Source organism: Pseudomonas sp. Irchel s3a12 (assembly GCF_900187485.1).
Taxonomy (GTDB): Bacteria; Pseudomonadota; Gammaproteobacteria; order Pseudomonadales; family Pseudomonadaceae; genus Aquipseudomonas; species Aquipseudomonas neuropathica.
Genome location: NZ_FYDN01000002.1, coordinates 171,441 through 195,685, shown reverse-complemented (window position 1 = coordinate 195,685; position 24,245 = coordinate 171,441). Strand labels below are relative to the sequence as shown.

General features: G+C 57.3%; 28 protein-coding genes and 1 tRNA gene. 21 read left to right on the top strand and 8 right to left on the bottom strand.

Annotated features, from left to right (window positions below; translation table 11 throughout):
* Position 1 precedes the first annotated feature (1 nt).
* A complete protein-coding gene (locus CKW14_RS04485) occupies positions 2-973 on the top strand; it encodes an XdhC family protein (protein WP_095124811.1) in 972 nt (323 codons plus the stop codon).
* Positions 974-1,015: 42 nt separating this feature from the next.
* Here the strand turns inward: CKW14_RS04485 and CKW14_RS04480 are convergent, their stop codons facing one another.
* The gene (locus CKW14_RS04480; RefSeq protein WP_093432114.1) at positions 1,016-2,299 is read right to left on the bottom strand and encodes an FAD-binding oxidoreductase; all 1,284 of its coding nucleotides are present in this window, start codon (positions 2,297-2,299) and stop codon (positions 1,016-1,018) included.
* A gap of 183 nt (positions 2,300-2,482) precedes the next feature.
* On the opposite strand from CKW14_RS04480, the gene CKW14_RS04475 reads away from it, so the two are divergent.
* Positions 2,483-2,559: transfer RNA gene (locus CKW14_RS04475), tRNA-Val, on the top strand.
* Between the two features lie 605 nt (positions 2,560-3,164).
* A complete protein-coding gene (locus CKW14_RS04470; RefSeq protein WP_095047642.1) occupies positions 3,165-3,620 on the top strand; it encodes a DUF2214 family protein in 456 nt (151 codons plus the stop codon).
* 225 nt (positions 3,621-3,845) lie between these two features.
* Here the strand turns inward: CKW14_RS04470 and csrA are convergent, their stop codons facing one another.
* Complete coding sequence (csrA, locus tag CKW14_RS04465) at positions 3,846-4,040, bottom strand: carbon storage regulator CsrA (protein WP_003179932.1); 195 nt, start codon at positions 4,038-4,040, stop codon at positions 3,846-3,848.
* 249 nt (positions 4,041-4,289) lie between these two features.
* Between csrA and CKW14_RS04460 the strand changes: the two genes are divergently transcribed.
* Positions 4,290-4,658 carry an SPOR domain-containing protein gene (locus tag CKW14_RS04460; protein WP_095047641.1) on the top strand — a complete coding sequence of 123 codons (369 nt, stop codon included), beginning with the start codon at positions 4,290-4,292 and terminating at the stop codon, positions 4,656-4,658.
* 11 nt (positions 4,659-4,669) lie between these two features.
* A complete protein-coding gene (locus tag CKW14_RS04455) occupies positions 4,670-4,861 on the top strand; it encodes a hypothetical protein (protein WP_371857726.1) in 192 nt (63 codons plus the stop codon).
* A 106-nt stretch (positions 4,862-4,967) separates the two neighbouring features.
* Here CKW14_RS04455 and CKW14_RS04450 read toward each other — a convergent pair whose 3' ends face one another.
* From CKW14_RS04450 to CKW14_RS04440, 3 genes are all read right to left on the bottom strand, one after another.
* Positions 4,968-5,657, bottom strand: coding sequence for an endonuclease (locus CKW14_RS04450; RefSeq protein ID WP_034152754.1), 690 nt, complete (start codon positions 5,655-5,657; stop codon positions 4,968-4,970).
* Positions 5,658-5,661: 4 nt separating this feature from the next.
* Complete coding sequence (locus tag CKW14_RS04445) at positions 5,662-5,931, bottom strand: DUF1654 domain-containing protein (protein WP_371748305.1); 270 nt, start codon at positions 5,929-5,931, stop codon at positions 5,662-5,664.
* A 196-nt stretch (positions 5,932-6,127) separates the two neighbouring features.
* Positions 6,128-7,216, bottom strand: coding sequence for an asparaginase (locus CKW14_RS04440; RefSeq protein ID WP_095047640.1), 1,089 nt, complete (start codon positions 7,214-7,216; stop codon positions 6,128-6,130).
* A 349-nt stretch (positions 7,217-7,565) separates the two neighbouring features.
* Here CKW14_RS04440 and CKW14_RS04435 point away from each other — a divergent pair, with 349 nt between their 5' ends.
* The 8 genes from CKW14_RS04435 to CKW14_RS04400 all read left to right on the top strand — a co-directional run bounded on the left by CKW14_RS04435 (position 7,566) and on the right by CKW14_RS04400 (position 15,188).
* Positions 7,566-8,021: a hypothetical protein gene (locus CKW14_RS04435; protein ID WP_095047639.1), complete on the top strand. Its 456-nt coding sequence runs from the start codon at positions 7,566-7,568 to the stop codon at positions 8,019-8,021.
* Between the two features lie 200 nt (positions 8,022-8,221).
* Complete coding sequence (locus tag CKW14_RS04430; RefSeq protein WP_016984936.1) at positions 8,222-9,178, top strand: sugar ABC transporter substrate-binding protein; 957 nt, start codon at positions 8,222-8,224, stop codon at positions 9,176-9,178.
* 56 nt (positions 9,179-9,234) lie between these two features.
* The gene (locus CKW14_RS04425) at positions 9,235-10,788 is read left to right on the top strand and encodes a sugar ABC transporter ATP-binding protein (protein ID WP_095124810.1); all 1,554 of its coding nucleotides are present in this window, start codon (positions 9,235-9,237) and stop codon (positions 10,786-10,788) included.
* A complete protein-coding gene (locus CKW14_RS04420; RefSeq protein ID WP_007913478.1) occupies positions 10,785-11,762 on the top strand; it encodes an ABC transporter permease in 978 nt (325 codons plus the stop codon). The genes CKW14_RS04425 and CKW14_RS04420 overlap by 4 nt, the downstream gene beginning before the upstream one ends.
* Before the next feature lie 3 nt (positions 11,763-11,765).
* Positions 11,766-12,785, top strand: coding sequence for a LacI family DNA-binding transcriptional regulator (locus tag CKW14_RS04415; protein WP_095124809.1), 1,020 nt, complete (start codon positions 11,766-11,768; stop codon positions 12,783-12,785).
* A gap of 24 nt (positions 12,786-12,809) precedes the next feature.
* Positions 12,810-13,727 carry a ribokinase gene (gene rbsK, locus CKW14_RS04410; RefSeq protein WP_095047637.1) on the top strand — a complete coding sequence of 306 codons (918 nt, stop codon included), beginning with the start codon at positions 12,810-12,812 and terminating at the stop codon, positions 13,725-13,727.
* The gene (gene rbsD, locus CKW14_RS04405; RefSeq protein WP_095047636.1) at positions 13,724-14,128 is read left to right on the top strand and encodes a D-ribose pyranase; all 405 of its coding nucleotides are present in this window, start codon (positions 13,724-13,726) and stop codon (positions 14,126-14,128) included. The genes rbsK and rbsD overlap by 4 nt, the downstream gene beginning before the upstream one ends.
* A 31-nt stretch (positions 14,129-14,159) precedes the next feature.
* A complete protein-coding gene (locus CKW14_RS04400; protein ID WP_095047635.1) occupies positions 14,160-15,188 on the top strand; it encodes a nucleoside hydrolase in 1,029 nt (342 codons plus the stop codon).
* Between the two features lie 33 nt (positions 15,189-15,221).
* On the opposite strand, the gene CKW14_RS04395 is transcribed toward CKW14_RS04400, so the two are convergent.
* On the bottom strand, positions 15,222-15,428 hold the full coding sequence (locus CKW14_RS04395; RefSeq protein WP_077571950.1) for a hypothetical protein: 207 nt from the start codon (positions 15,426-15,428) through the stop codon (positions 15,222-15,224).
* Between the two features lie 130 nt (positions 15,429-15,558).
* Between CKW14_RS04395 and CKW14_RS04390 the strand changes: the two genes are divergently transcribed.
* Together CKW14_RS04390 and CKW14_RS04385 are read left to right on the top strand one after the other, a co-directional pair.
* Positions 15,559-15,864, top strand: coding sequence for a hypothetical protein (locus CKW14_RS04390; protein ID WP_095047634.1), 306 nt, complete (start codon positions 15,559-15,561; stop codon positions 15,862-15,864).
* Between the two features lie 169 nt (positions 15,865-16,033).
* Positions 16,034-16,351: an I78 family peptidase inhibitor gene (locus CKW14_RS04385; RefSeq protein ID WP_034152742.1), complete on the top strand. Its 318-nt coding sequence runs from the start codon at positions 16,034-16,036 to the stop codon at positions 16,349-16,351.
* A 72-nt stretch (positions 16,352-16,423) separates the two neighbouring features.
* Here CKW14_RS04385 and CKW14_RS04380 read toward each other — a convergent pair whose 3' ends face one another.
* A complete protein-coding gene (locus CKW14_RS04380; protein ID WP_003179963.1) occupies positions 16,424-16,636 on the bottom strand; it encodes a cold-shock protein in 213 nt (70 codons plus the stop codon).
* Positions 16,637-16,924: 288 nt separating this feature from the next.
* Positions 16,925-17,227, bottom strand: a complete 303-nt coding sequence (locus tag CKW14_RS04375; protein ID WP_095047633.1) for a hypothetical protein — start codon at positions 17,225-17,227, stop codon at positions 16,925-16,927.
* Between the two features lie 372 nt (positions 17,228-17,599).
* On the opposite strand from CKW14_RS04375, the gene thrS reads away from it, so the two are divergent.
* From thrS to pheT, 6 genes are all read left to right on the top strand, one after another.
* Positions 17,600-19,522, top strand: coding sequence for a threonine--tRNA ligase (gene thrS, locus CKW14_RS04370; RefSeq protein WP_007913488.1), 1,923 nt, complete (start codon positions 17,600-17,602; stop codon positions 19,520-19,522).
* Positions 19,522-20,073, top strand: coding sequence for a translation initiation factor IF-3 (gene infC, locus CKW14_RS04365; protein WP_170947229.1), 552 nt, complete (start codon positions 19,522-19,524; stop codon positions 20,071-20,073). Before thrS ends, infC begins: the two co-directional genes overlap by 1 nt.
* A gap of 60 nt (positions 20,074-20,133) precedes the next feature.
* Positions 20,134-20,328: a 50S ribosomal protein L35 gene (gene rpmI / locus CKW14_RS04360; RefSeq protein ID WP_002553160.1), complete on the top strand. Its 195-nt coding sequence runs from the start codon at positions 20,134-20,136 to the stop codon at positions 20,326-20,328.
* Between the two features lie 28 nt (positions 20,329-20,356).
* Complete coding sequence (gene rplT / locus CKW14_RS04355) at positions 20,357-20,713, top strand: 50S ribosomal protein L20 (RefSeq protein WP_007913489.1); 357 nt, start codon at positions 20,357-20,359, stop codon at positions 20,711-20,713.
* 109 nt (positions 20,714-20,822) lie between these two features.
* Complete coding sequence (pheS, locus tag CKW14_RS04350; RefSeq protein ID WP_003226365.1) at positions 20,823-21,839, top strand: phenylalanine--tRNA ligase subunit alpha; 1,017 nt, start codon at positions 20,823-20,825, stop codon at positions 21,837-21,839.
* A gap of 26 nt (positions 21,840-21,865) precedes the next feature.
* Positions 21,866-24,244: a phenylalanine--tRNA ligase subunit beta gene (gene pheT, locus CKW14_RS04345; protein ID WP_095124807.1), complete on the top strand. Its 2,379-nt coding sequence runs from the start codon at positions 21,866-21,868 to the stop codon at positions 24,242-24,244.
* The last annotated feature ends 1 nt before the right edge of the window (position 24,245 follow it).

Genomic DNA, 24,245 nt, shown 5'->3' with positions numbered 1-24,245 from the left:
CATGCAGCATCTCGATCTACAAGTGGTGCGGCGAGCGCTGGAGTGGTCGGTGGCGGGGCAGCGCATCTGGCTCTGCACTGTGCTGACCACTTACGGCTCGGCACCGCGTGCGCCGGGTTCGCTGCTGGCAGTGAATGACAGCGGACAGTGGATCGGTTCGCTGTCCGGCGGCTGCGTCGAGGAGGATTTTCTCGAGCGCGTCGCCGAAGGTGCGTTTCTCGATGCGGTGAATGTCGTGCGTTACGGCGAAGGCGACGATCCGCGCTCGCGGGTCAGTCTGCCCTGCGGTGGCATCCTTGATGTATTGGTAGAGAAATTTGACGCCGACTGCGAGGTGCAGGCGCATCTGCGTGAATTGGAGTCGGCGCTGCTCGGTCAGCGCCGTTTGATTCGCGAGGTCGATCTGGCCAGCGGTGCGCGCAGTCTGTTCGCTGATCGCGAGCAGGGTGCGCGGATTGAGCGTGAGATTGATCGGGTGTGCATTCGCGTTGGCGCGGCGCAGCGCTTGTTGCTCGCCGGGTATTCCAGTGTGGCGCAAGCGTGTGCCGAGTTTGCCGTTGGATTGGGTTTTGAGGTGATTCTCTGCGATCCGCGCGACGAGGTGCTTGAAGGCGTGGTGCTGGATGGTGTGGAGATTCGTCGGCAGTTGCCGTCGGTGTTTATTGCTGACGGTGGCTGTCATCGTGACACGGCGGTCGTAGCGCTCACTCACGATCCGCGTATCGATGACCTGGCGATGATGGAGGCGGTGCGCACCGAAGCGTTCTACATTGGCGTGATGGGCTCGCTGCAGACGTCACAGAAGCGCTTCGAGCGTTTGCGTCGGATTGGCGGCTTGGGCGAGGCGGAGTTGGCGCGGATTCATGCGCCGATTGGCCTTAACCTCGGCAGCAAGACGCCAGCGGAAATTGCCTTGGCGGTGCTGGCGGATATCCTGCGGATCCGTAGCGGGATTGCTCGGGATCAGCTCTGAGTGCTGAGTTCAATAAATAGGGCCGCGATCAGCGGCCCTTTTTTACATCCCGAATTTATCGCGTAGCCCGTAATACCACGCACCCAGTGCGGCAAACGGCGTGCGCAACAGTTGTCCGCCGGGGAACGGATAGTGCGGCAAATCGGCAAACGCATCAAAACGCTCGGCCTGGCCGCGCAACGCTTCGGCGAGGACCTTGCCTGCCAAATGCGTGTAGGTCACGCCATGGCCGCTGCAGCCTTGCGAGTAATAGATGTTGTCGCCCAGGCGTCCAACCTGAGGCAAGCGCGACAGGGTCAGCAGGAAGTTTCCGGTCCAGGCGTAGTCAATCTTCACATCCTTGAGCTGCGGGAAGGCCTTGAGCATTTTCGGGCGGATGATTGCTTCGATGTTCGCCGGATCGCGCGCGCCATACACCACGCCGCCGCCGAAGATCAGGCGTTTGTCGCCCGTGAGGCGGTAGTAGTCGAGCAGGTAATTGCAGTCTTCGACGCAGTAGTCCTGCGGCAGCAGCGCTTTCGCCAGCTCGTCACCCAGTGGCTCGGTGGTGATGACTTGCGTGCCGCACGGCATCGACTTGGCAGCAAGCTCCGGCACCAGATTACCGAGGTAGGCATTGCCCGCGACGATGATGAATTTGGCCCTGACCTTGCCCTGCGGCGTGTGTACAACTGGGTTCGCGCCGCGCTCGATGCGCACGGCGGGTGATTGTTCGTGGATCGTGCCGCCGAGAGACTCGACTGCCGCCGCTTCGCCCAGCGCAAGGTTCAGCGGGTGGATGTGCCCACCGCTCATGTCGAGCATGCCTCCGACGTACTGATCGCACGCAACCACTTCGCGAATGCGGCGCTGATCGAGCAGTTCCAGTTGCGTATGACCGAAGCGCTCCCAGAGGCGCTTCTGCGACTCCAGGTGGCCCATCTGTTTGGCCGTCAGCGCGGCGAACACGCCGCCGTCCTTCAGGTCGCATTGAATGTTGTACTTGGCCACGCGCTCGCGAATGATCCGGCCACCTTCGAATGCCATCTGCCCGAGCAGTTGCGCTTGCTTGGGGCCGACGCTGCGTTCGATCACATCAATGTCACGGCTATAACTGTTAACGATCTGCCCGCCATTACGCCCGGAGGCGCCGAACCCGACCTTGGCCGCCTCCAGCACGGTGACGCGAAAACCGTTCTCCAGCAGGAACAGCGCTGAGGACAATCCGGTATACCCGGCGCCGATCACACAGACGTCCGTCTCCACATCATCCTGCAAGGCAGGGCGGGGCGGTACGGCATTGGCCGACGCAGCGTAATAAGACTCTGGGTAAGGGGTGTTCGCCATCCTGCAGCCTCTGTTTAATATATTTTACGAGTGCGTCGATCCTACCCGAGTTGAAAAACCTCCGCCAGCCACCGGAAAATCTCCGTCGGCGAGCCGAAATTAAATATTTTGCATATTCATAGGGTTAGGTGAAAAAAAGGTGTTGACACCCCTCCGGAATTCCGTAGAATGCCGCCTCACAGCAGGCACGTAGCTCAGTTGGTTAGAGCACCACCTTGACATGGTGGGGGTCGTTGGTTCGAGTCCAATCGCGCCTACCAAACAAAATCCGCTCTGCTGGGCGGTCTAGAAAGGCTCACCGAAAGGTGGGCCTTTTTTTGTTGTCTGCGATTTGCAAAACCCTCTTCAGGGCGCTAGCTGGACTCCGCGTTTAGTCGATCTCAGGGCATTCGAAATTCCATGCGAGGCCTGTTGATCCACTGCGAGTCGTGCTTCACCGTTTAGCGGGCCTTGCTGAATGGCGTGCGCAAGTCTTCGTCGTGCCTCCCACCTATGATCGAATTTCTGCGTCGTCGGGTCAGGCAGTTGGTTGACGATTCACCGTTCGTCGCCAGCGCCCTTTGAAAAAGTGTGGATATTGAACAGGTTACGAGTGTTACTAACCAGCCAGTTATCAAAAAAATGTTGTTACTGTTCGTGGGATTAAGTAACATTCGTCCCGCGTTCACCACCACGGTTTATGCATTTTTAAATCCCAAGCTTCCATCAGCTGCTTGGGATTTTTTTTGCCTGCGATTTGCCTCAACTGGCTGAAATTTCTCCTTTCGATCCTTCCTGAAAGCCTGGTGACACCCCGCAGGCAAATCCTTGTTTTTTCAACTACTACTGACTGGCCGATTTTCAACTCTGCAATGAGGGGGTGTCGATGCTGGTTCATTGGTTTCTTGCAGCTGTTCATCTGCTGGCATTTGCCTTGGGTTTTTGGGCGGTGCTGACGCGTGGCACGGCGTTTAATCGCCTTGCTGCCGGTTCAGGCGAGGCCCGGCGCGTTTTGCAGGCCGATAACCTATGGGGCATCTCTGCATTGGTTCTGCTGGTGACAGGCGGGATGCGGGCTTTTGGAGGCTTTGAAAAGGGTACTGACTATTATCTTGATCAGCCACTGTTTCATCTGAAGATGACGCTGTTCGTGCTGATCCTGATTGTAGAACTCGCCCCGATGATCGCGTTGGTCAAGTGGCGGATCGCTTCCGCACGCGGCGCAGCAATCGATACCGGGCGCGCGAAGCTGTACGCACGAATCAGTCATGTCGAGGCGTTGTTGCTGGTGCTGATGGTGATTGCGGCCACAGGCATGGCACGTGGTGTGACATTCGGTTAGAGGGCGAATTCTCTGCGCTCTATCGGAAATGTCCGACAGCCAGCCTCGGGGATGGCAGGTAGTATCGGGCAGCAAGAGCATGCGGGGAGAGGTAGGAAGGGGAGTCGGGTTTTGCGTGTCAGGCGCCGTGCCCAACAGAGTGGGGAGCGGATGGCAATACGGCGCGTGAATCTCTAGCCAGTCATTCCACAAGGTAAACGGACTGGCTACTGACTGCGATCTGGCTCAGGGAGTTTGTGGCTTGTCCGGGGCGGTCAGGCCAGCCTGAATGCGCTGGTAAATCTCTTCACGGTGCACGGCAACGTTTTTCGGAGCGTTGATACCAATGCGGACCTGTTGGCCGCTTACGCCCAGAATGGTGATCGTAATGTCATCACCAATGTTTATGCTTTCACCGACTTTGCGGGTGAGTATCAGCATGGTCTTCTCCTTGATTGCTTTGTAGGGCACCTGATTCAGACAGTGCAGAGGTCGGTGTACGTATAGATTAGTGCGAAGTCTCACGGTTTGGGTGCCTCTTTCTGACGCGCAGAAGCGGCATTAATTCCCAGGGCGTAACTATACAGAGGCTGCAAGCATCAATCTCGTTGTTTTGTGCCCATTTTGCGGGGCTCGCGAAGTATTTATGAATGATAAGATCGCGGCTTTGAGAATTTCGAGGAAAGCGTTGTGCGCAAATTGGTTTGGGTAGTCGCGGCACTGGTATTGGCAGGGTGTGGTGAAGGCAAGAATGTAGAGGCGCCAAAACCACAATCGGCTGCAGTAACCGCGCCGGCGGCGGCTGCAGCACCACAATGGGATCTAGAAGTGCGCGGCGAAACGCCACAGGCTGTCAGCGACCTGAGTGGCTGGCTGATCGAGCACGCCTTCGTGCCTACGGTGATCAAGGACGGCAGCGGAAAAACGCGAATTCTGATTGGTCCGTTCAACTCTCAGGCTGAAGCTGAAGCACGTAAGGTGCAAGTGGATGCGGCGTTGGTGAAGGCCAAGAAGCAGAACGTTGAGTCGGTGCTGGTCGAGCATCCGCTCACGCCGTAAACGAATGGGCGGTGACTTTGCCAGTTGATATGGCAGCGGTGGGGCAAGCGATTGAATTGGCTGACGTCGATATGGAAAAGGACACTTTCTGGGAAATCGCCGACACCGCCACTGAGGGTTTTTACGGCTGGATTGCCGGGGAGTCGGCAGCCGTCATGAAGATTGCGCAGATACCTGATCAAAGAGCGTGGCATACCTCGTGAGTCACTCAATTTGATGGGCTGCTGGCGATACAATAAAGCGGCTAATCAAGCGTAAATGAAAAGGCCTCGAACATCGCGTTCGAGGCCTTTTTTGTCTGCACTGCAATCAACCGCAGGCTTTCATGTTCACCGGGCCGACAAACTCGTTGCCTCGCCCCATCACGCACGCCACGCTCTGATTACGCTGACGCTCCCAGTCCTGCACCGGGTAAGTCTTGTCCCATGCCTCATACAATTGTCGATCCTGTTTTGACAGGCGCAAGCCGTACTGCTTGCTCATGTAGAAGTACGTGCGGGCAATCATGCCGCGAATCGACGGGCGGGGCATGACCTTCTTCGCCTTGAAGTCGACCTGGGTCAGGCACGAACCGTATTGCCCGGATTGCACTGGCAGCCAGCCGTAGCTGAAATTGCTGCGATCGCCATTGACCTCGCCGATGCTCGGCACCAGGTTATGCAGATCGGCTTCGGCCTTCTGATAGCTTGGGTCGTATCGGGTGCAGTTCTTGCGGCCGCCTTCCTGCCAGCACTGACGCTGATGGCCGAACTGCCAGGCCGGCACAATGTGTTCCCATTCAATACGTGACGCACGCTTGGCATTCTTGCGCGGTACGTAACCGCACGCCTTCAGATCCACCTTGTTGCCGGTGTACTTGCACCCGCAATAGAACTCTGTGGACTGCGGTGCATACAGCTTCCAGGCGACCTTCTTGGCTTCGGTAAATGTGCGGGGTGCGCCAGCCTGGGCACCCATGGCGATGAACAGCAACAGCAGAGCAAAACAGCGGACACTCATTGAATCAATCTTCCTTCGGCACAACCCAAAAAATCTGCACGCCACCGTCGTCGCGATAAGCGAGGGTGACGTTGTCGTTCTCGTCGATTTCCTCAAGCAGGCGCTCCCACTCGTCCATCGGCTCGTCCGGAAGACGAAAGATCAGTGCGGCTTTGGCTTTCTGTGCGGTGGGGGAATTGATGATTTTCTGAACGCGCATGCCTATGCGTTCGTAAGCGTCAGGAGCATCAGGGGAGGTGGCCACGAGGTTATCCTTATTAAGCTGTACGTGCATACAGTATTTAACTGTAAGCATTTTCGCAACTGCTTAAAATTCAAGAAAATCCTCTGACAGCGGTTTTCCGGATTTGGTGTAGGTCGTGTCGAGTTTTTTGTAGGAAAAGTGCGAGAGCTTTGTGAGCGTTGCACCACCCGCCCGTCAGGCGAGTGGTGCAGGGTGCCCAATCAAGAATTGACCGGGCGAAAGTCCATCAGTATTCCCAGAACATCCGTTGCAGCTCTTTGCTGTCATTGGTTTTGGTCAGGGCGACCATTGCCAGGATGCGGGCTTTCTGCGGGTTCAGGTCGTGAGCGACAACCCAGTCGTATTTGTCGTCTGGTTGTTCGGCGTTACGCAGAACGAAGCCGCCAGCGTTGACGTGGGACGAACGAATGATTTGCACGCCATCCTTGCGCAGCGCTTGCAGGGCTGGAACAACGCGGGAGGAGACCGAGCCGTTACCGGTACCGGCATGGATGATCGCCTTGGCACCGGATTGTGCGAGAGCCTTGTAGGCAGTATCGCTGACGTTGCCGTAGGAATAAGCGATTTCTACGTCAGGCAGGCTCTTGATATTTTTGATATCGAATTCCGAATCCATGGTGTGACGCTTGGCTGGCAAGCGGAACCAGTAGGATTTGCCTTCAACCACCATGCCCAGTGGGCCCCAGGCGCTTTTGAACGCTTCGGTCTTGATGTTGATCATCTTGCTGACGTCACGACCGGACTGGATTTCATCGTTCATGGTCACCAGTACGCCTTTGCCTTGCGCTTCTTTGCTGCTGGCCACGGCCACGGCGTTGTACAGGTTGAGCATGCCATCGGCGGACATCGCGGTGCCCGGACGCATTGAGCCGACGACGATGATTGGCTTGTCGGTTTTTTCTACCAGGTTGAGGAAGTAAGCGGTTTCTTCCAGGGTGTCGGTGCCGTGGGTGATGACGATGCCATCGACGTCTTTGCTATCGGCCAGTTCGGCCACGCGACGACCCAGTTGCAGCAGGTTTTCGTTGGTGATGCTTTCCGAGGCAATCTGCATGACTTGTTCGCCACGCACGTTTGCCAGTTTGCTCAGCTCGGGAATGCCGGCGATCAATTGTTCGACGCCAACCTTCGCCGCTTGATAGGTGGCGCTGTTGGCGGCGCTCGCGCCGGCGCCGGCGATGGTGCCGCCGGTGGCAAGGACTACGACGTTAGCGAGCTTGGTCTGGGTTTCGACTTCTTTCGCCTGAAGGGCGGTGGGCAGGAGTAGGAGAAGGGCCAAAGCGCCCGGAACCAAAGTGTTGAAAGCAGATTTCATTATTTTTCTCTCTAGTAGTGAGACGGTGCTGATGCAGGTTCATCTAGATGCGCCCCAAGCCGATCTGAATGCTCGGGGTGCAGGCTAGGGAGCAGGATCTGTACCAGCCCTACTTTGCTTTAGAGAAATGTTTAACTTGATGATTTACATCAATATTTTATGGATTTGCAAATGGTGGGGCGAAGCGTTTATCCGGGTTTCCGAACAATGGAGGCTTTCGCGTTCGGTTCACCGAAAGGGACTACGGCTTCTTTCGAATGAAACCGGTTGCCGGCTCGGGATTCTCTACTAAAGAAATCGGCCTTGAGGCCGATGGTTGTTCTGGGAAACGCTTTTTTAGGGAGTTCACATGTCACTGACGATCGGTTTTTCAAACCCGGGTACAGTCACCATCGGCGGTAAAACCGCAGCGACGATCAATGCGATGAACCAGGCAGAGGCGGACGCTTCCGACGAGGCGCTGGGCGTTGAAAAAGAACCGAGCAAACAAGTCAGGACTGGCGGCCCTGCGCAAGAAGCCAGCCAGGCCGATAGCGCGGACAGCGGCGACAGTCTCAATGTCACCGTGAAAATGCTGCTCAAGCGGATGAAAGAGTTGCAGAAGCAACTGCAGGAGCAGCAACAGCAACTGGCGGCGGCCCAGGCTGCGAGCTATCCGACGCCTGAGGCCAAGTCGCAGGCGGTGATGTCCATTCAGGGTCAGATCGCGCAGACCAGCGGCGCACTCATGGAGGTCGCGGCGGCGTTGCTCAAGGAAATGTCCCAGGGCTCCACCAGCGGCAACGTGGTCAACACCACGGCCTGAGCATTGAAGGGCGAAGCAGCGGATTCGTCCTTTAATCAATACCGATTTCTGATTGTTGACAAATGACGGCGGGATTCGCATAGTTCGGTCTACGCAAACGTTTGCGCGGCTTTCCCGGCGCATTATGGCCATGGGGAAAGCGAAGTAGCTTACGCCAGCGCAAGCGTTGCTCACAATAATCATAAGATCGGAGTGAACCCATGAAGCTGCCATTCGCTGGACGTCTTCTTGCTGTCGCTATGCTGGCTGCCACAGCCGCCGCACTACCTGTCTCCTCGGCATTCGCCGAATCCGCCGAAAAACCTAAAGTCGCGCTGGTCATGAAGTCTCTGGCCAACGAATTCTTCCTGACCATGGAAGATGGCGCCAAGGCGTACCAGAAAGAACACTCCGCCGATTTCGACCTGATCTCCAATGGCATCAAGGATGAAACCGACACTGCTGGCCAGACCCGCATCGTCGAGCAAATGATCCTGGCCAAGGTCAATGCACTGGTGATCGCGCCTTCTGATTCCAAGGCCATGGTGCCGGTGATCAAGAAAGCCGTCGATGCTGGTATCACCGTGATCAACATCGACAACCAACTTGATCCGGCCATCGTCAAAAGCAAAAACATCAGCGTGCCCTTCGTAGGTCCGGACAATCGCAAAGGCGCCCGTCTGGTCGGCGAATACCTGGCCAAGCAGCTTAAGGCTGGTGACGAAGTCGGCATCATTGAAGGTGTGTCCACCACGACCAACGCTCAGCAACGTACCGCTGGCTTCAAGGATGCGATGGACGCCGCACAGATCAAGATCGTTTCCCTGCAATCAGGTGACTGGGAAATCGACAAGGGCAACAAGGTTGCCGCTTCGATCCTCAGCGAATACCCGGACGTCAAAGCACTGCTGGCCGGTAACGACAGCATGGCCGTCGGCGCCGTTTCCGCAGTACGTGCCGCTGGCAAGGCCGGTCAGGTTCAGGTGGTCGGTTACGACAACATCAACGCTATCAAGCCAATGTTGAAGGATGGCCGCGTGTTGGCCACGGCTGACCAGTTCGCTGCCAAGCAGGCAGTGTTCGGCATCGAAACCGCGCTGAAAATCATCAAGGGCGAGAAAGTCGACAGCGGCGCCAACGGCGTGATCGAAACACCGGTCGAGCTGGTCACCAAGTAAGTCTTCTGGCGACACAACGGCGCTCGTCCGTCCGGGCGAGCGCATGGAGAGTTTTTATGTCAGTTTCCGCCCCGAACGCTGTCCTCTCGGTCAGCGGTATCGGTAAGACCTATGCGCAACCGGTGCTCACCGGCATCGATCTGACGCTGATGCGCGGTGAAGTGCTGGCGCTGACCGGCGAGAATGGTGCCGGCAAAAGTACCCTGTCGAAAATCATTGGCGGACTGGTCACGCCGACCACCGGCCAGATGCAATTCCACGGCAAGGACTACCGTCCGGGCAGCCGCACCCAGGCTGAAGAACTCGGCGTGCGTATGGTCATGCAAGAACTCAATCTGTTGCCGACATTGTCGGTCGCGGAAAACCTGTTTCTCGATAACCTGCCAAGCAACGGCGGCTGGATCAGCCGCAAACAACTGCGCAAAGCGGCGATCGAAGCCATGGCGCAAGTCGGTCTCGACGCGATTGATCCGGATACGCTGGTCGGCGAGCTGGGGATCGGGCATCAGCAGATGGTTGAAATCGCCCGTAACCTGATTGGCGATTGCCATGTGCTGATTCTCGATGAGCCGACCGCGATGCTGACCGCACGTGAAGTCGAAATGCTGTTCGAGCAGATCACCCGGTTGCAGGCGCGCGGCGTTTCAATCATTTACATTTCCCACCGTCTCGAAGAGCTGGCCCGTGTCGCACAGCGCATTGCCGTGCTGCGTGACGGCAATCTGGTCTGTGTCGAGCCGATGGCCAATTACAACAGCGAGCAACTGGTTACGCTGATGGTTGGTCGTGAACTGGGCGAACATATCGACATGGGCCCGCGCAAGATCGGTGCTCCGGCGCTGACTGTCACGGGTTTGAATCGCTCTGACAAAGTGCGCGATGTTTCATTCGAAGTCCGTGCCGGCGAGATCTTCGGGATTTCCGGATTGATCGGGGCAGGGCGCACAGAACTGCTGCGACTGATTTTTGGTGCGGACGTTGCCGACAGCGGCACCATCGCGCTCGGCTCCCCGGCCAAAGTGGTCAGTGTGCGCTCGCCGGTCGATGCGGTGCGCAACGGTATCGCGTTGATTACCGAAGACCGCAAGGGTGAAGGCCTGCTGCTGAGTCAATCGATCAGCGCCAACATCGCACTGGGCAACATGCCGGAAATCTCCAGTGGCGGTGTCGTCAACAATGGCGACGAGATCGCTTTGGCGCAGCGTCAGATCGACGCCATGCGCATTCGTAGTTCGAGTCCGACACAACTGGTTTCAGAGTTGTCCGGTGGCAACCAGCAGAAGGTTGTGATCGGCCGCTGGCTGGAGCGCGACTGTTCGGTGCTGCTGTTCGATGAGCCGACCCGTGGCATCGACGTCGGCGCCAAGTTCGACATTTATGCCTTGCTCGGCGAACTGACGCGCCAGGGCAAAGCGCTGGTGGTGGTCTCCAGTGATCTGCGTGAGTTGATGCTGATCTGTGACCGCATCGGCGTGTTGTCGGCCGGCCGGTTGATCGACACCTTCGAGCGCGACAGCTGGACCCAGGATGACTTGCTTGCCGCCGCGTTCGCCGGCTACCAAAAACGTGATGCGTTGCTCAATGAAGCGGCGCCTAGGGATCTCCCATGAAAACTGCATCTCCTGCCGGCAAACGTAGTGGCAACTTCTACGGTCTGGGCACTTATCTGGGCCTGGCCGGCGCCTTGCTGGCGATGATTGCGCTGTTCTCGGTCTTGAGCAGCCACTTTCTGTCCTATAACACCTTCAGTACGCTGGCCAACCAGATCCCTGATCTGATGGTGCTGGCGGTCGGCATGACCTTCGTGTTGATCATCGGCGGCATCGACCTTTCGGTGGGTTCGGTATTGGCGCTTGCCGCTTCGACGGTCAGCGTCGCCATTCTCGGTTGGGGCTGGGGTGTGTTGCCGTCAGCGTTGCTCGGCATGGCAGTGGCCGCACTGGCTGGCACCGTCACCGGTTCGATCACGGTGGCGTGGCGGATTCCATCGTTCATCGTTTCTCTCGGTGTGCTGGAAATGGCTCGGGGTCTGGCTTATCAGATGACGGGATCGCGCACCGCGTACATCGGTGATTCGTTTGCCTGGCTGTCGAACCCGATCGCGTTCGGCATCTCGCCATCGTTTATCATTGCCTTGCTGGTGATTATCATCGCTCAGGCCGTGTTGACCCGTACCGTGTTCGGTCGCTACCTGATCGGCATTGGCACCAACGAAGAGGCGGTGCGCCTCGCGGGGATCAATCCGAAACCCTACAAGATTCTGGTGTTCAGCCTGATGGGGCTGCTGGCCGGTATCGCTGCGCTGTTTCAGATTTCCCGTCTGGAAGCTGCTGACCCGAATGCCGGTTCCGGTCTGGAGTTGCAGGTAATCGCAGCTGTGGTTATCGGCGGTACCAGCCTGATGGGCGGGCGTGGTTCGGTGATCAGCACATTCTTTGGGGTCTTGATCATTTCGGTCCTGGCGGCAGGTCTGGCGCAGATCGGTGCGACTGAACCGACCAAACGAATCATCACCGGCGCCGTCATCGTGATCGCGGTGGTGCTCGACACTTATCGCAGTCAGCGCGCCAGTCGCCGGGGCTAAGAGATGGCAACGATCAAGGATGTGGCAGCCCTCGCGGGGATTTCCTACACGACGGTGTCGCATGTGGTGAACAACACCCGTCCGGTGAGTCAGGAAGTGCGGTTGAAAGTCGAGGCGGCGATCAAGAGCCTCGACTATGTGCCGAGTGCGGTGGCGCGCTCGCTCAAAGCCAAGACCACTGCAACCATCGGCCTGCTGGTGCCCAACAGTCTCAACCCGTACTTCGCCGAGTTGGCGCGGGGCATCGAGGATTATTGCGAGCGTAACGGCTATTGCGTGATCCTCTGCAACTCCGACGACAATCCCGACAAGCAGCGCAGCTATTTGCGCGTGTTGCTGGAGAAGCGCATCGACGGTTTGATCGTTGCTTCCGCTGGCGGTGACAGCGGCCTGGCGCAGGGGTTGGCCGGGGTGAAAACGCCGATGGTCATCGTCGACCGAGGCCTGGATGGCGTCGATGCCGATCTGGTGCGTATCGACCACGAATACGGCGCTTACCTCGCGACCCGGCACTTGCTTGAACTGGGGCACCGCGACATCGCCACCATCGGCGGCCCGGCCAGCACCAGTGTTGCGCAGATGCGTTTGGCCGGCTATTGCCGAGCGCTGAAAGAGGCGGGCGTTGACGTCCGTCAGGAGCGCATGCTGGAAAGTGATTTCACCAGTACTGGCGGGTACAACGCAGCGGCGATTCTGCTCGAGCGCAATCCGCCGAGCGCAATCTTTGCCGGTAACGACATGATCGGCATTGGTGTGCTGCGAGCGGCGGCGGAGCGCAATGTGCGCGTGCCGAGCGAGCTGTCGGTGATTGGGTTCGACGATATCCAGATGAGTCGTTACGTCTACCCGGCACTCACCACGGTGGGGCAATCAATCCTGCAACTGGGCGAGATGGCGGCCGAAGTACTGCTGCGCAGGATTGCCACGCCGAACCTGGGCACTGATCAACGGATCGTGACCCCGAGTATTGTCTTGCGCGAATCCACTGCACCGTTGTCCGGCGTGTTCACCGAATACCGCTGAAACCGAATTGACGAGTAATGATGTATGCCAGCAAATGTAGTGGTAATAGGCAGCCTGAACATGGATCTGGTGACCCGGGCGCCACGGCTGCCGGTCGGTGGCGAAACGTTGATCGGTCATTCGTTTGCCACGGTTTCCGGCGGCAAGGGCGCCAATCAGGCGGTGGCCGCAGCGCGTTTGGGCGCGCAGGTGGCGATGGTTGGCTGTGTTGGCAGCGACGATTATGGCGTGCAACTACGCAACGCCTTGTTGGCCGAACAGATCGATTGCCAGGCAGTGAGCGCTGTCGATGACTCCAGTGGTGTGGCGTTGATCGTGGTCGATGACAACAGTCAGAACGCCATTGTCATCGTCGCCGGCGCCAATGGCGCCATGACGCCCGCAGTGATCGACCGGTTTGATGCGGTGCTGCAAGCCGCAGACGTGATCATCTGCCAGCTCGAAATTCCGGATGCCACGGTGGGGCATGCGCTCAAGCGCGCGCGCGCGCTGGGTAAAATCGTGATCCTCAATCCGGCGCCGGCCAGTCGTCCACTGCCGGCAGACTGGTTTGCGGCGATCGACTACCTGATCCCCAATGAGAGCGAAGCGACCGTGTTGAGCGGGTTGCCGGTGGACTCGCAGGAAACGGCAGAAAGTGCAGCCAGTCAGTTGATCGCCATGGGTGCGGGCAAAGTCATTATTACCCTTGGTGCGCAAGGCTCGCTGTTCGCCAATGGCCAAAGCTTTGAGCATTTCCCGGCGCCCAAAGTGAAGGCCGTCGACACCACGGCCGCAGGCGACACGTTCGTGGGTGGTTTCGCCGCTGCGCTGGCCAATGGCAGGTCCGAGGCCGAGGCGATTCGTTTCGGGCAGATCGCCGCCGCGTTATCGGTAACCCGCGCCGGCGCGCAGCCGTCCATTCCAACCCTATCCGACGTACAGGCCTTTAAACCCGCATGAAAAAGACTCCTCTGCTCAACGTCGCATTGTCGCGACTAATCGCGTCCCTGGGCCATGGCGACATGGTGGTCATTGGTGATGCCGGGCTGCCGGTGCCGCCGGGTGTCGAGCTAATTGATCTGGCGCTGACCCACGGTGTCCCGGATTTCGTCAGTACCCTGAAAGTCGTGCTCAGCGAGATGCAGGTGGAAAGCCATGCACTGGCCAAAGAAATCTTCGACAAGCAACCGACCGCACTGAATGCGCTGGACGCGTTGAATGAAGAGGGCGCTCTGGGCCGTCGTGATCTGCTCAGTCACGAGCAATTCAAGGTTCTCAGCCGACAGGCACGGGCGATTGTTCGTACAGGCGAATGTCAGCCGTACTGCAATATCGTGCTGGTCGCTGGAGTCACCTTTTAACTTTTGATTTCACAAGCACAAGGAATGCGCCATGCAACGCTATGCTCAGAAACTGCATCAACTCATCCGGGGTTTACTGCTTTTGTCCGTAATCACTGCGACCGGCGCTCAGGCGGCGGAAAAAATCGACCTGATCATCGATACCGATCCAGGGGCCGACGACGTGGTCGCCCTGTTGTTCGCGCTGGCCTCGCCGGAAGAACTGAACATTCGCGCGCTGACCACCGTCGCCGGCAATGTGCGCCTCGACAAGACATCGCGTAACGCACGACTGGCGCGCGAGTGGGCAGGGCGCGAGGACGTACCGGTTTATGCTGGCGCGCCGAAGCCGCTGATGCGCACACCGATCTACGCCGAGAACATCCATGGCAAGGAAGGTCTGTCGGGTGTCACCGTGCACGAACCGAAAAAGGGGCTGGCTGAAGGCAATGCGGTCAATTACTTGATCGATACCCTGAAAAAAGCCAAGCCGCACAGCATCACGATCGCCATGCTCGGTCCACAGACCAACCTGGCGCTGGCGCTGATCCAGGAGCCTGAAATTGTTCAGGGCATCAAGGAAGTGGTGATCATGGGTGGTGCGCACTTCAACGGCGGCAACATCACCCCGGTGGCTGAATTCAACCTGTTTGCTGACCCGCAAGCGGCCGAAGTGGTCCTGAAAAGCGGCGTGAAACTGACCTACCTGCCACTGGACGTGACCCACAAGATTCTCACCAGTGACGCGCGACTGAAGCAGATCGCTGCGCTGAACAACAACGCGAGCAAGATTGTCGGCGACATCCTCAATGAGTACATCAAAGGCGACATGGAGCACTACGGTATTCCGGGTGGCCCGGTGCATGACGCTACGGTTGTGGCCTACCTGCTCAAGCCGGAACTGTTCACCGGTCGCTCGGTGAATGTCGTGGTGGATAGTCGTGAAGGGCCGACTTTCGGTCAGACCATCGTCGATTGGTACGACGGCCTGAAGGCGCCGAAAAACGCCTTCTGGGTGGAAAATGGCGACGCGCAAGGCTTCTTTGACTTGCTGACCGAGCGTCTGAAACGTCTGAAGTAAGCCGCTCCCCCGCAGGTGCCAGCCTGCGGGTTTTTACACCCTCTCAGTGTGTTCAACCTGTTCGGTCGGGTAGCGCTCGAAAATCTGCTTGATGAATTGCTGAGCCGCCTCCGTGCCCAGCTCCTTGACCAATAGATCGATACCAATCAGCGCAAGCTCCTCGGTGGTTCCCGGGCTGTAAGAGCTGTGTCCGTCTGCCCATTTGGCATTAATGGCGGCGTCGATGCTGATGGTGGTCATGAGAGCGCTCGAATAGTCGGAAGATCTTGGGTTTGAGTTAACCATTTTGTCGGGCGTTTGGCACTGCGACTTAGGCATGAACGGAGCGCTATGCGACACTTGGTCTTTTAAGGCTTCCAAGGATTGTGCTGTGCAGATCGATTTGAACACCCCTGACGGCCTCACGCTCGACGCGGTGCGCCAGTTGCTCGCCTCGGCCAGTGATGACGAACACACGCAGCTGCGCGTGACCAAGGGCGGTATCGCTTACATTTCTTCGGGTATCACCGGTGGGCAGGATATCGACGGTTTGCTGTTTCGCCTGGAAACCTGGGCTAAGGGCTCGGGCTACGTGGGCAACGTCGCGGCCAGTGATGAGGTGTGGGTGATGCAGATTTTCAACGCGTTGAAGGAGAACTGGCCGAATCCGCCGTATGACTACATCGATGTCTATTGAGCACCGTTAATATTCAGTCACGATTGATTGATGAAGTGGTACGTGCCGCTCAGGCACACTCGGCGCTTTTCCGGTCGTGGGGCAGGGTGATGGCCTTGGCTGTGAAACCAATCGCTTGAATGGCGGTCGCACGATCTCAGCTTAACCATTTTGAAAACAAGGAGGCTTCATGCCTTTGAAGTTCGCGACACTGGGTGCACTTATGGCCGCTGTGATGTTGGCCGGTTGCAGCACGACCTCCAGCGAGTCGGCAAAGGAATCTGTGGCGACCGAAGCCGGTCATAGCCGCTGTGAAGCATCGGCGGCGGAGTTCGCCATTGGCAAGAAAGCTTCGCCAGAGTTGCTGGAGCAGGCGCGCAACAAAGCCGGGGCGCAAAATGCTCGCTTCCTCAAGCCGAACGACATGATCACGCTCGAGTACCGCTCCGATCGCTTGAATCTGAACACCGACAACAACCTGGTGATCACTCGTGTCAACTGCGGCTGATTAGCGAAGGCTTTTATTGCAGGCATAAAAAACCCCGTCACATGGACGGGGTTTTTTTAGTGCGCGCAGAAATTACTCTGGGCGAACCTGTGCAGCTTGCATACCCTTTTGGCCTTTCTCAGCCACGAAAGAGACGGTCTGGCCTTCTTTCAGGCTTTTGAAACCGTCGGATTCGATAGCTTTGAAGTGTACGAACAGGTCGTCACCGCCACCTTGAGGAGTGATGAAGCCGAAGCCTTTTTCATCGTTGAACCACTTAACGGTGCCGGTTTGGCGATTAGACATGGTGTATCTCCAAGAAACATATATTTTTCAGTACTGTGCTGCTCAGGCCAACTGGGCACACCCGGGTATCATAGTCGAAATGTTCGCTTTGGTAGCCCCCCGGACGTGCTGTTTGCCAATCAGTCGTGTTTTCTTTACTGCCTTTATCGGCTGAAAGCCCCGGTTTACAAGGCTTTTGGCGGAACGTAAAGACGATAAAAAAACCTGTAAAACCTGCATAAATCATCTGAAAAGGCTCAAATTCAGCCCTTTTTAGCGGCGCTGAGCCAACTCAGAAGACTTCTTTGATCACTTTTTCGCCGGAGTATTTGCCTTGCATTTGGCGATTTGGCCCAGTGCTTTCTGCTGCAATTCAGGAGTGGCTTTGTTGTCCATCAGCGCCTGAATGTCGCTCGCTGGATAAGACTTGATGGCGTCAGCGCCGCAAGCACAATGGGATTTGGCAGCCGCAGCACCGATTTGTTGGGTCGCCGCCTGGGTGCACTGGGCCATGTACTTCTCGCGTTCGCCCTTCGGCCAGTCGGCGTGGGCGCTCAGCGGCAGCAACATAACGATAGGGGCGACTACGGCGAACAGGGTATTCAGACGCATGCGAGGATGCTCCTTGTGGGTCAATGTCTTGTTATCTGAGGGCTGAAAGGCCTATCAAGTTCAGCACTCTGGCATAAAAACAGACGATTTGCCTTCTGATCAAACAGAGGCATAAGTGACCGCTCATCTGTGCTAGCATGCCGAGCTCAAGCGTTCTCAGGCGCCGGATGACCTTCAGTCCCGGCAGCGGTCAACGTGCGAATATTTTCGATTTGAATCCCAGTCACTCTGGTTCGGTTTTCCGGTTGGCCGCAAGGCTCCTGCCGCTGTAAGGCAGGCGTTCGTCATTGAATGGCCTGGATCGGATCTTGTACTGGCTCATCCCAACCCACGTGACCTTTGGTAGGGGTCACCACTAGGAGAGGAGGCGCCATGCCAACTATTACTCTTCCCGACGGCAGTCAACGTTCATTCGATCACCCGGTTTCCGTAGCCGAGGTCGCCGCATCCATTGGTGCCGGTCTGGCCAAAGCCACACTGGCCGGCAAGGTCAATGGCCAACTGGTCGACGCCAGCGACATCATCAGCAGCGACGCGACCCTGCAAATCATCACGCCAAAGGATGAAGAGGGGCTGGAGATCATTCGCCACTCCTGCGCGCACCTGGTGGGTCACGCGGTCAAACAGCTGTACCCGACTGCGAAAATGGTCATCGGGCCGGTCATCGACGAAGGCTTCTATTACGACATCGCCTTCGAACGTCCTTTTACTCCGGACGACATGGCCGCTATCGAACAGCGCATGCAACAGCTGATCGAAAAAGATTACGACGTCATCAAGAAAGTCACTCCGCGCGCCGAAGTGATCGAAGTGTTCAAGGCTCGTGGCGAAGACTACAAGTTGCGCCTGGTCGAGGACATGCCGAACGAGCAGGCCATGGGTCTGTACTATCACGAAGAATACGTCGACATGTGCCGCGGTCCGCACGTGCCGAACACGCGCTTCCTGAAATCCTTCAAGCTGACCAAGCTGTCCGGTGCCTACTGGCGCGGCGACGCCAAGAACGAGCAGTTGCAGCGCGTTTACGGCACCGCTTGGGCAGACAAGAAGCAACTGGCGGCTTACATTCAGCGCATCGAAGAAGCTGAAAAGCGCGATCACCGCAAGATCGGCAAGCGTCTGGGCCTGTTCCACACCCAGGAAGAATCCCCGGGTATGGTGTTCTGGCACCCGAACGGCTGGACTCTGTACCAGGTGCTCGAGCAGTACATGCGCAAGATCCAACGCGACAACGGCTACCTCGAAATCAAGACGCCGCAAGTCGTTGACCGCAGCCTGTGGGAGAAATCCGGGCACTGGGCCAACTACGCCGACAACATGTTCACCACGCAGTCGGAAAACCGCGACTACGCGATCAAGCCAATGAACTGCCCATGCCACGTGCAGGTGTTCAATCAGGGCCTGAAGAGCTACCGCGAGCTGCCGATGCGTCTGGCCGAGTTCGGTGCCTGCCACCGTAACGAGCCATCGGGTGCGCTGCACGGCATCATGCGCGTACGTGCGTTCACTCAGGACGACGCCCACATCTTCTGCACCGAAGAGCAGATGCAGGCTGAGTCCGCCGCGTTTATCAAGCTGACCATGGACGTTTATCGTGACTTCGGCTTTACCGATGTCGAGATGAAGCTGTCCACTCGTCCGGAAAAACGCGTCGGTTCCGACGAGCTGTGGGATCGCGCTGAAGCTGCATTGGCTGCAGCCCTTGATTCTGCGGGCCTGCCGTACGATCTGCAGCCGGGTGAGGGCGCGTTCTACGGTCCGAAGATCGAGTTCTCGCTGAAAGACTGCCTTGGTCGGGTCTGGCAATGTGGTACTCTGCAGCTCGATTTTAACCTGCCTGTCCGTTTGGGCGCTGAATACGTCTCTGAAGACAACAGCCGCAAACACCCAGTGATGTTGCACCGTGCGATCCTCGGTTCCTTCGAGCGTTTCGTCGGGATTCTGATCGAGCACTACGAAGGTGCGTTCCCTGCCTGGCTCGCGCCAACGCAGGCGGTGATCATGAATATCACTGATAAACAGGCAGATTTTGTTGCAGAAGTTGAAAAAACTCTCAACGAAAGCGGATTTCGTGCCAAGTCCGACTTGAGAAATGAAAAGATCGGCTTTAAAATCCGCGAGCATACTTTGCTCAAGGTTCCCTATCTCTTGGTAATCGGAGATAAGGAAGTCGAGATGCAGACTGTCGCTGTGCGTACTCGTGAAGGTGCTGACCTGGGCTCGATGCCCGTCGCCCAGTTCGCTGAGTTTCTCGCGCAAGCGGTTTCCCGGCGTGGTCGCCCAGATTCGGAGTAATTATTATTAAGCGTGAAATGAGACAAGATAAACGAGCTGCACCGAAAGCCCCGATCAACGAGAATATCTCGGCACGCGAGGTTCGGTTAATTGGGGCTGAAGGTGAACAGCTTGGGATTGTGTCAATTGAAGACGCGCTTCTTAAGGCTGAAGAGGCCAAACTGGATTTGGTGGAAATTTCCGCCGATGCAGTACCCCCTGTTTGCAAACTGATGGACTACGGCAAATCGATCTTCGAGAAGAAGAAACAGGTTGCCGCAGCCAAGAAAAACCAGAAGCAGATTCAGGTTAAAGAAATCAAGTTTCGTCCAGGGACGGAGGAAGGGGATTACCAGGTAAAACTGCGCAACCTGGTACGTTTCCTGAGTGATGGGGACAGGGCCAAGGTATCCTTGCGATTCCGCGGCCGTGAGATGGCCCACCAGGAGCTGGGGATGGAACTCCTCAAGCGGGTTGAAGCTGACCTGCTCGAGTACGGTTCGGTCGAACAGCATCCTAAGATGGAAGGACGCCAGCTGATCATGGTCATCGCCCCGAAAAAGAAGAAGTAATCAACAGGGCACGGCAGGCCTTCTGATTATGTTTATCAACTGAATGCGGAGTATCCGAACATGCCAAAAATGAAAACCAAAAGTGGTGCTGCTAAGCGGTTTCTGAAAACTGCTAACGGTATCAAGCACAAGCACGCTTTCAAGAGCCACATCCTGACTAAAATGTCGACCAAGCGTAAGCGTCAACTGCGCGGTAGCAGCTTGCTGCATCCGTCTGACGTGGCAAAAGTCGAGCGCATGCTGCGCCTTCGTTAATTTTAGTCAAGAATAGAGGAAGTAACTCATGGCTCGTGTAAAGCGTGGCGTCATTGCCCGTAAGCGTCACAAAAAAATTCTGAAACTTGCTAAAGGCTACTACGGCGCACGCTCCCGCGTATTCCGTGTTGCCAAGCAAGCGGTAATCAAGGCAGGCCAATACGCCTACCGTGACCGTCGTCAGAAAAAACGTCAGTTCCGCGCTCTGTGGATCGCTCGTATCAACGCTGGTGCTCGTGTTAACGGTCTGTCCTACAGCCGTTTCATCGCTGGCCTGAAAAAAGCGTCCATCGAGATCGACCGTAAGGTTCTGGCTGATCTGGCAGTGAACGAAAAAGCGGTGTTTGCTGCGATTGTCGAGAAAGCTAAAGCCACCTTGGCTTAAGTACCCCCGACAATCACCCGGCCTCACTTCCGTGGGGTCAGGTGGTAAACGTCTTAAATAGGGGAAGAGCCTTCAAGCTCTTCCCCTATTTTGTATCTGGAGTCTGTACATGGAAAACCTGGATGCGCTGGTCTCTCAAGCACTAGAGGCTGTGCAAAGCGCTGAAGATATCAATGCCCTGGAGCAAATCCGGGTTCAATACCTTGGCAAAAAGGGCGAATTGACTCAGGTGATGAAGACCCTGGGGAATTTGCCGGCAGAAGAGCGTCCGCAAGTCGGCGCCCTGATCAACGTTGCCAAGGAACGTGTTACAGGCGTTCTCAATGCGCGCATGGCTCTGTTTGAAGAAGCCGAACTGGCTGCCAAACTGTCTGCCGAATCCATTGACGTGACATTGCCGGGCCGTGGTCAGACCTCCGGTGGTCTGCATCCGGTGACCCGGACTCTGGAACGTGTCGAGCAGTTCTTCACCCGCATCGGCTACGGCATTGCCGAAGGCCCTGAGGTCGAAGACGACTATCACAACTTTGAAGCGCTCAACATCCCAGGCCATCACCCGGCCCGGTCGATGCATGACACCTTCTATTTCAACGCCAACATGCTGCTGCGAACCCATACCTCGCCGGTACAGGTCCGCACCATGGAATCGAAGCAGCCGCCGATCCGCATCGTCTGCCCAGGCCGCGTGTATCGCAGCGACTCCGATATCACCCACTCGCCGATGTTCCACCAGGTCGAAGGCCTGCTGGTTGATCGCGACATCAATTTTGCCGATCTCAAAGGCACCATCGAAGAATTCCTGCGGGTATTCTTCGAAAAAGAGCTGGCCGTACGTTTCCGTCCTTCGTACTTCCCGTTCACCGAGCCATCCGCTGAAGTCGACATGGAATGCGTGATGTGCAGCGGTAAAGGCTGCCGTGTCTGCAAGCAGACTGGCTGGCTGGAAGTGATGGGCTGCGGCATGGTTCACCCGAACGTGTTGCGCATGTCCGGCATTGATCCGGAAGAGTTCTCCGGTTTTGCTTTCGGCATGGGTGTCGAGCGTCTGGCCATGCTCCGTTACGGCGTGAACGACTTGCGTCTGTTCTTCGACAACGACTTGCGGTTCCTCGCGCAATTTCGCTAGTCGTAACGAATTCTTAGGAGAGCAGGATGAAATTCAGTGAACAATGGCTGCGTGGCTGGGTTAGCCCGCAGGTAGATCGCGATGAGCTGGTTGCTCGTCTGTCGATGGCGGGCCTTGAGGTCGATAGCGTGACCCCGGCCGCCGGTGTTTTCAGTGGTGTGGTGGTGGGCGAGGTGCTGAGCACCGAGCAACACCCTGATGCCGACAAGCTGCGTGTGTGCCAGGTCAGCAATGGCGCGGAAACTTTCCAGGTCGTGTGCGGTGCGCCAAACGTGCGTCCGGGCCTGAAGATTCCGTTCGCCATGATCGGCGCTGAGCTGCCGGGCGACTTCAAGATCAAGAAGGCCAAGCTGCGCGGCGTCGAGTCGAACGGCATGCTGTGCTCGCAAGCCGAGCTGCAGATCGGTGAAGGCAATGACGGTCTGATGGAACTGCCGGTCGATGCACCGGTGGGCGAAGACTTCCGTGTGTACCTGGATCTGGAAGACGCCAGCATCGAGGTCGACCTGACCCCGAACCGCGGCGACTGCCTGTCCCTAGCCGGTCTGGCCCGTGAAGTTGGCGCGCTGTACGACGCACCAGTGACCCGTCCAGTGGTCATGACCATTCCTGCCGTGCACGATGAAGTGCGTTCGGTAGAAGTGCTGGCGCCTGCCGCGTGCCCACGTTACCTGGGCCGCGTTATCCGTAACGTTGACCTGTCCAAGCCGACGCCGCTGTGGATGGTGGAGCGTCTGCGTCGCGCTGACGTGCGCAGCATCGACGCTGCCGTCGACATCACCAACTACGTGATGCTCGAACTGGGTCAGCCACTGCACGCTTTCGATCTCGCCGAAATCAATGGCGGCATCCGTGTGCGCATGGCGGAGGAGGGCGAGAAGCTGGTACTGCTCGACGGTCAGGAAGTCAGCCTGCGTAGCGATACGCTGGTGATTGCCGACCACACCCGCGCGCTGGCGATTGCCGGTGTGATGGGTGGTGAGCACAGTGGTGTCTCCGCGACCACTCGCGATGTATTCCTGGAAAGTGCGTTCTTCGACCAGATCGCTGTGGCGGGCAAGGCTCGTTCCTACGGCCTGCACACCGATGCGTCGCACCGCTACGAGCGTGGCGTTGACTGGCAACTGGCCCGTGAAGCCATGGAGCGCGCCACTGGCCTGCTGCTGGACATTACTGGCGGCGAAGCCGGCCCGATCATCGAGACCGTCAGCGAGCAGCATCTGCCGTCGATCGCGCCGATCACTCTGCGTTCCCAGCGCATCACCCAGATGCTCGGTATGGAAATGGATTCCGCGCAGGTTGAGCGTTTGCTCGGCGGTCTGGGTCTAGGTATTACTGCCAATGGCGAAGGCCAGTGGCGCGTAGAAGTGCCAAGCCATCGCTTCGACATCAGTCTGGAAGTCGATCTGATCGAAGAACTGGCGCGTCTGTACGGCTACAACCGTCTGCCGGTTCGTTACCCGCAAGCGCGTCTGGCGCCACAAGCCAAAGCTGAAGCGCGTAGCGATCTGCCGGAACTGCGTCGCCTGCTGGTAGCGCGTGGTTATCAGGAAGCGATCACTTACAGCTTCATCGATCCGCGTCAGTTCGAACTGTTCAATCCGGGCGTCGAGCCGCTGTTGCTGGCCAATCCGATCTCTAATGACATGGCTGCCATGCGCTCGTCGCTGTGGCCGGGCCTGGTCAAGGCGCTGCAGCACAACCTCAACCGTCAGCAAGATCGCGTGCGTCTGTTCGAAAGCGGTCTGCGCTTCGTCGGTCAGCTCGAAGGCCTGAAGCAAGAGCCGATGCTGTCCGGCGTGGTTTGCGGTAGCCGGCTGCCGGAAGGTTGGGCGCAAGGTCGCGACACGGTTGATTTCTTCGACGTCAAGGCTGACGTGGAAGCGGTGCTGGGCTTTGCCGGTGCACTGGATTCGTTCACCTTCGCTCCGGGCAAACACCCTGCGTTGCACCCTGGTCAAACCGCGCGCATTGAGCGCGAAGGGCGTGAAGTCGGTTTCATCGGCGCCATTCACCCGGAATTGTCGAAAGCCTTGGGTCTGGACCGTCCGGTCTTCGTTTTCGAGCTGGTTCTGGCTGAAGTGGCACTCGGTAAAATGCCGAAATTCCACGAGTTGTCGCGCTTTCCTGAAGTGCGTCGTGACCTTGCACTGATTGCGCACAAAGACGTCGCGTCCGCGGCCGTACTGGACGTAATCCGTGAAAATGCAGGCGAATGGCTCACGGATCTCAGGCTGTTTGACGTGTATCAGGGTAAAGGCATTGATCCTGATAGAAAAAGCCTTGCAGTTGGCTTGACCTGGCAGCATCCATCGCGCACTCTTAATGACGATGAGGTGAATTCGACGACGCAAAATATCCTCACCTCGCTCGAACAAAGGTTGAACGCCACGTTAAGGAAGTGAC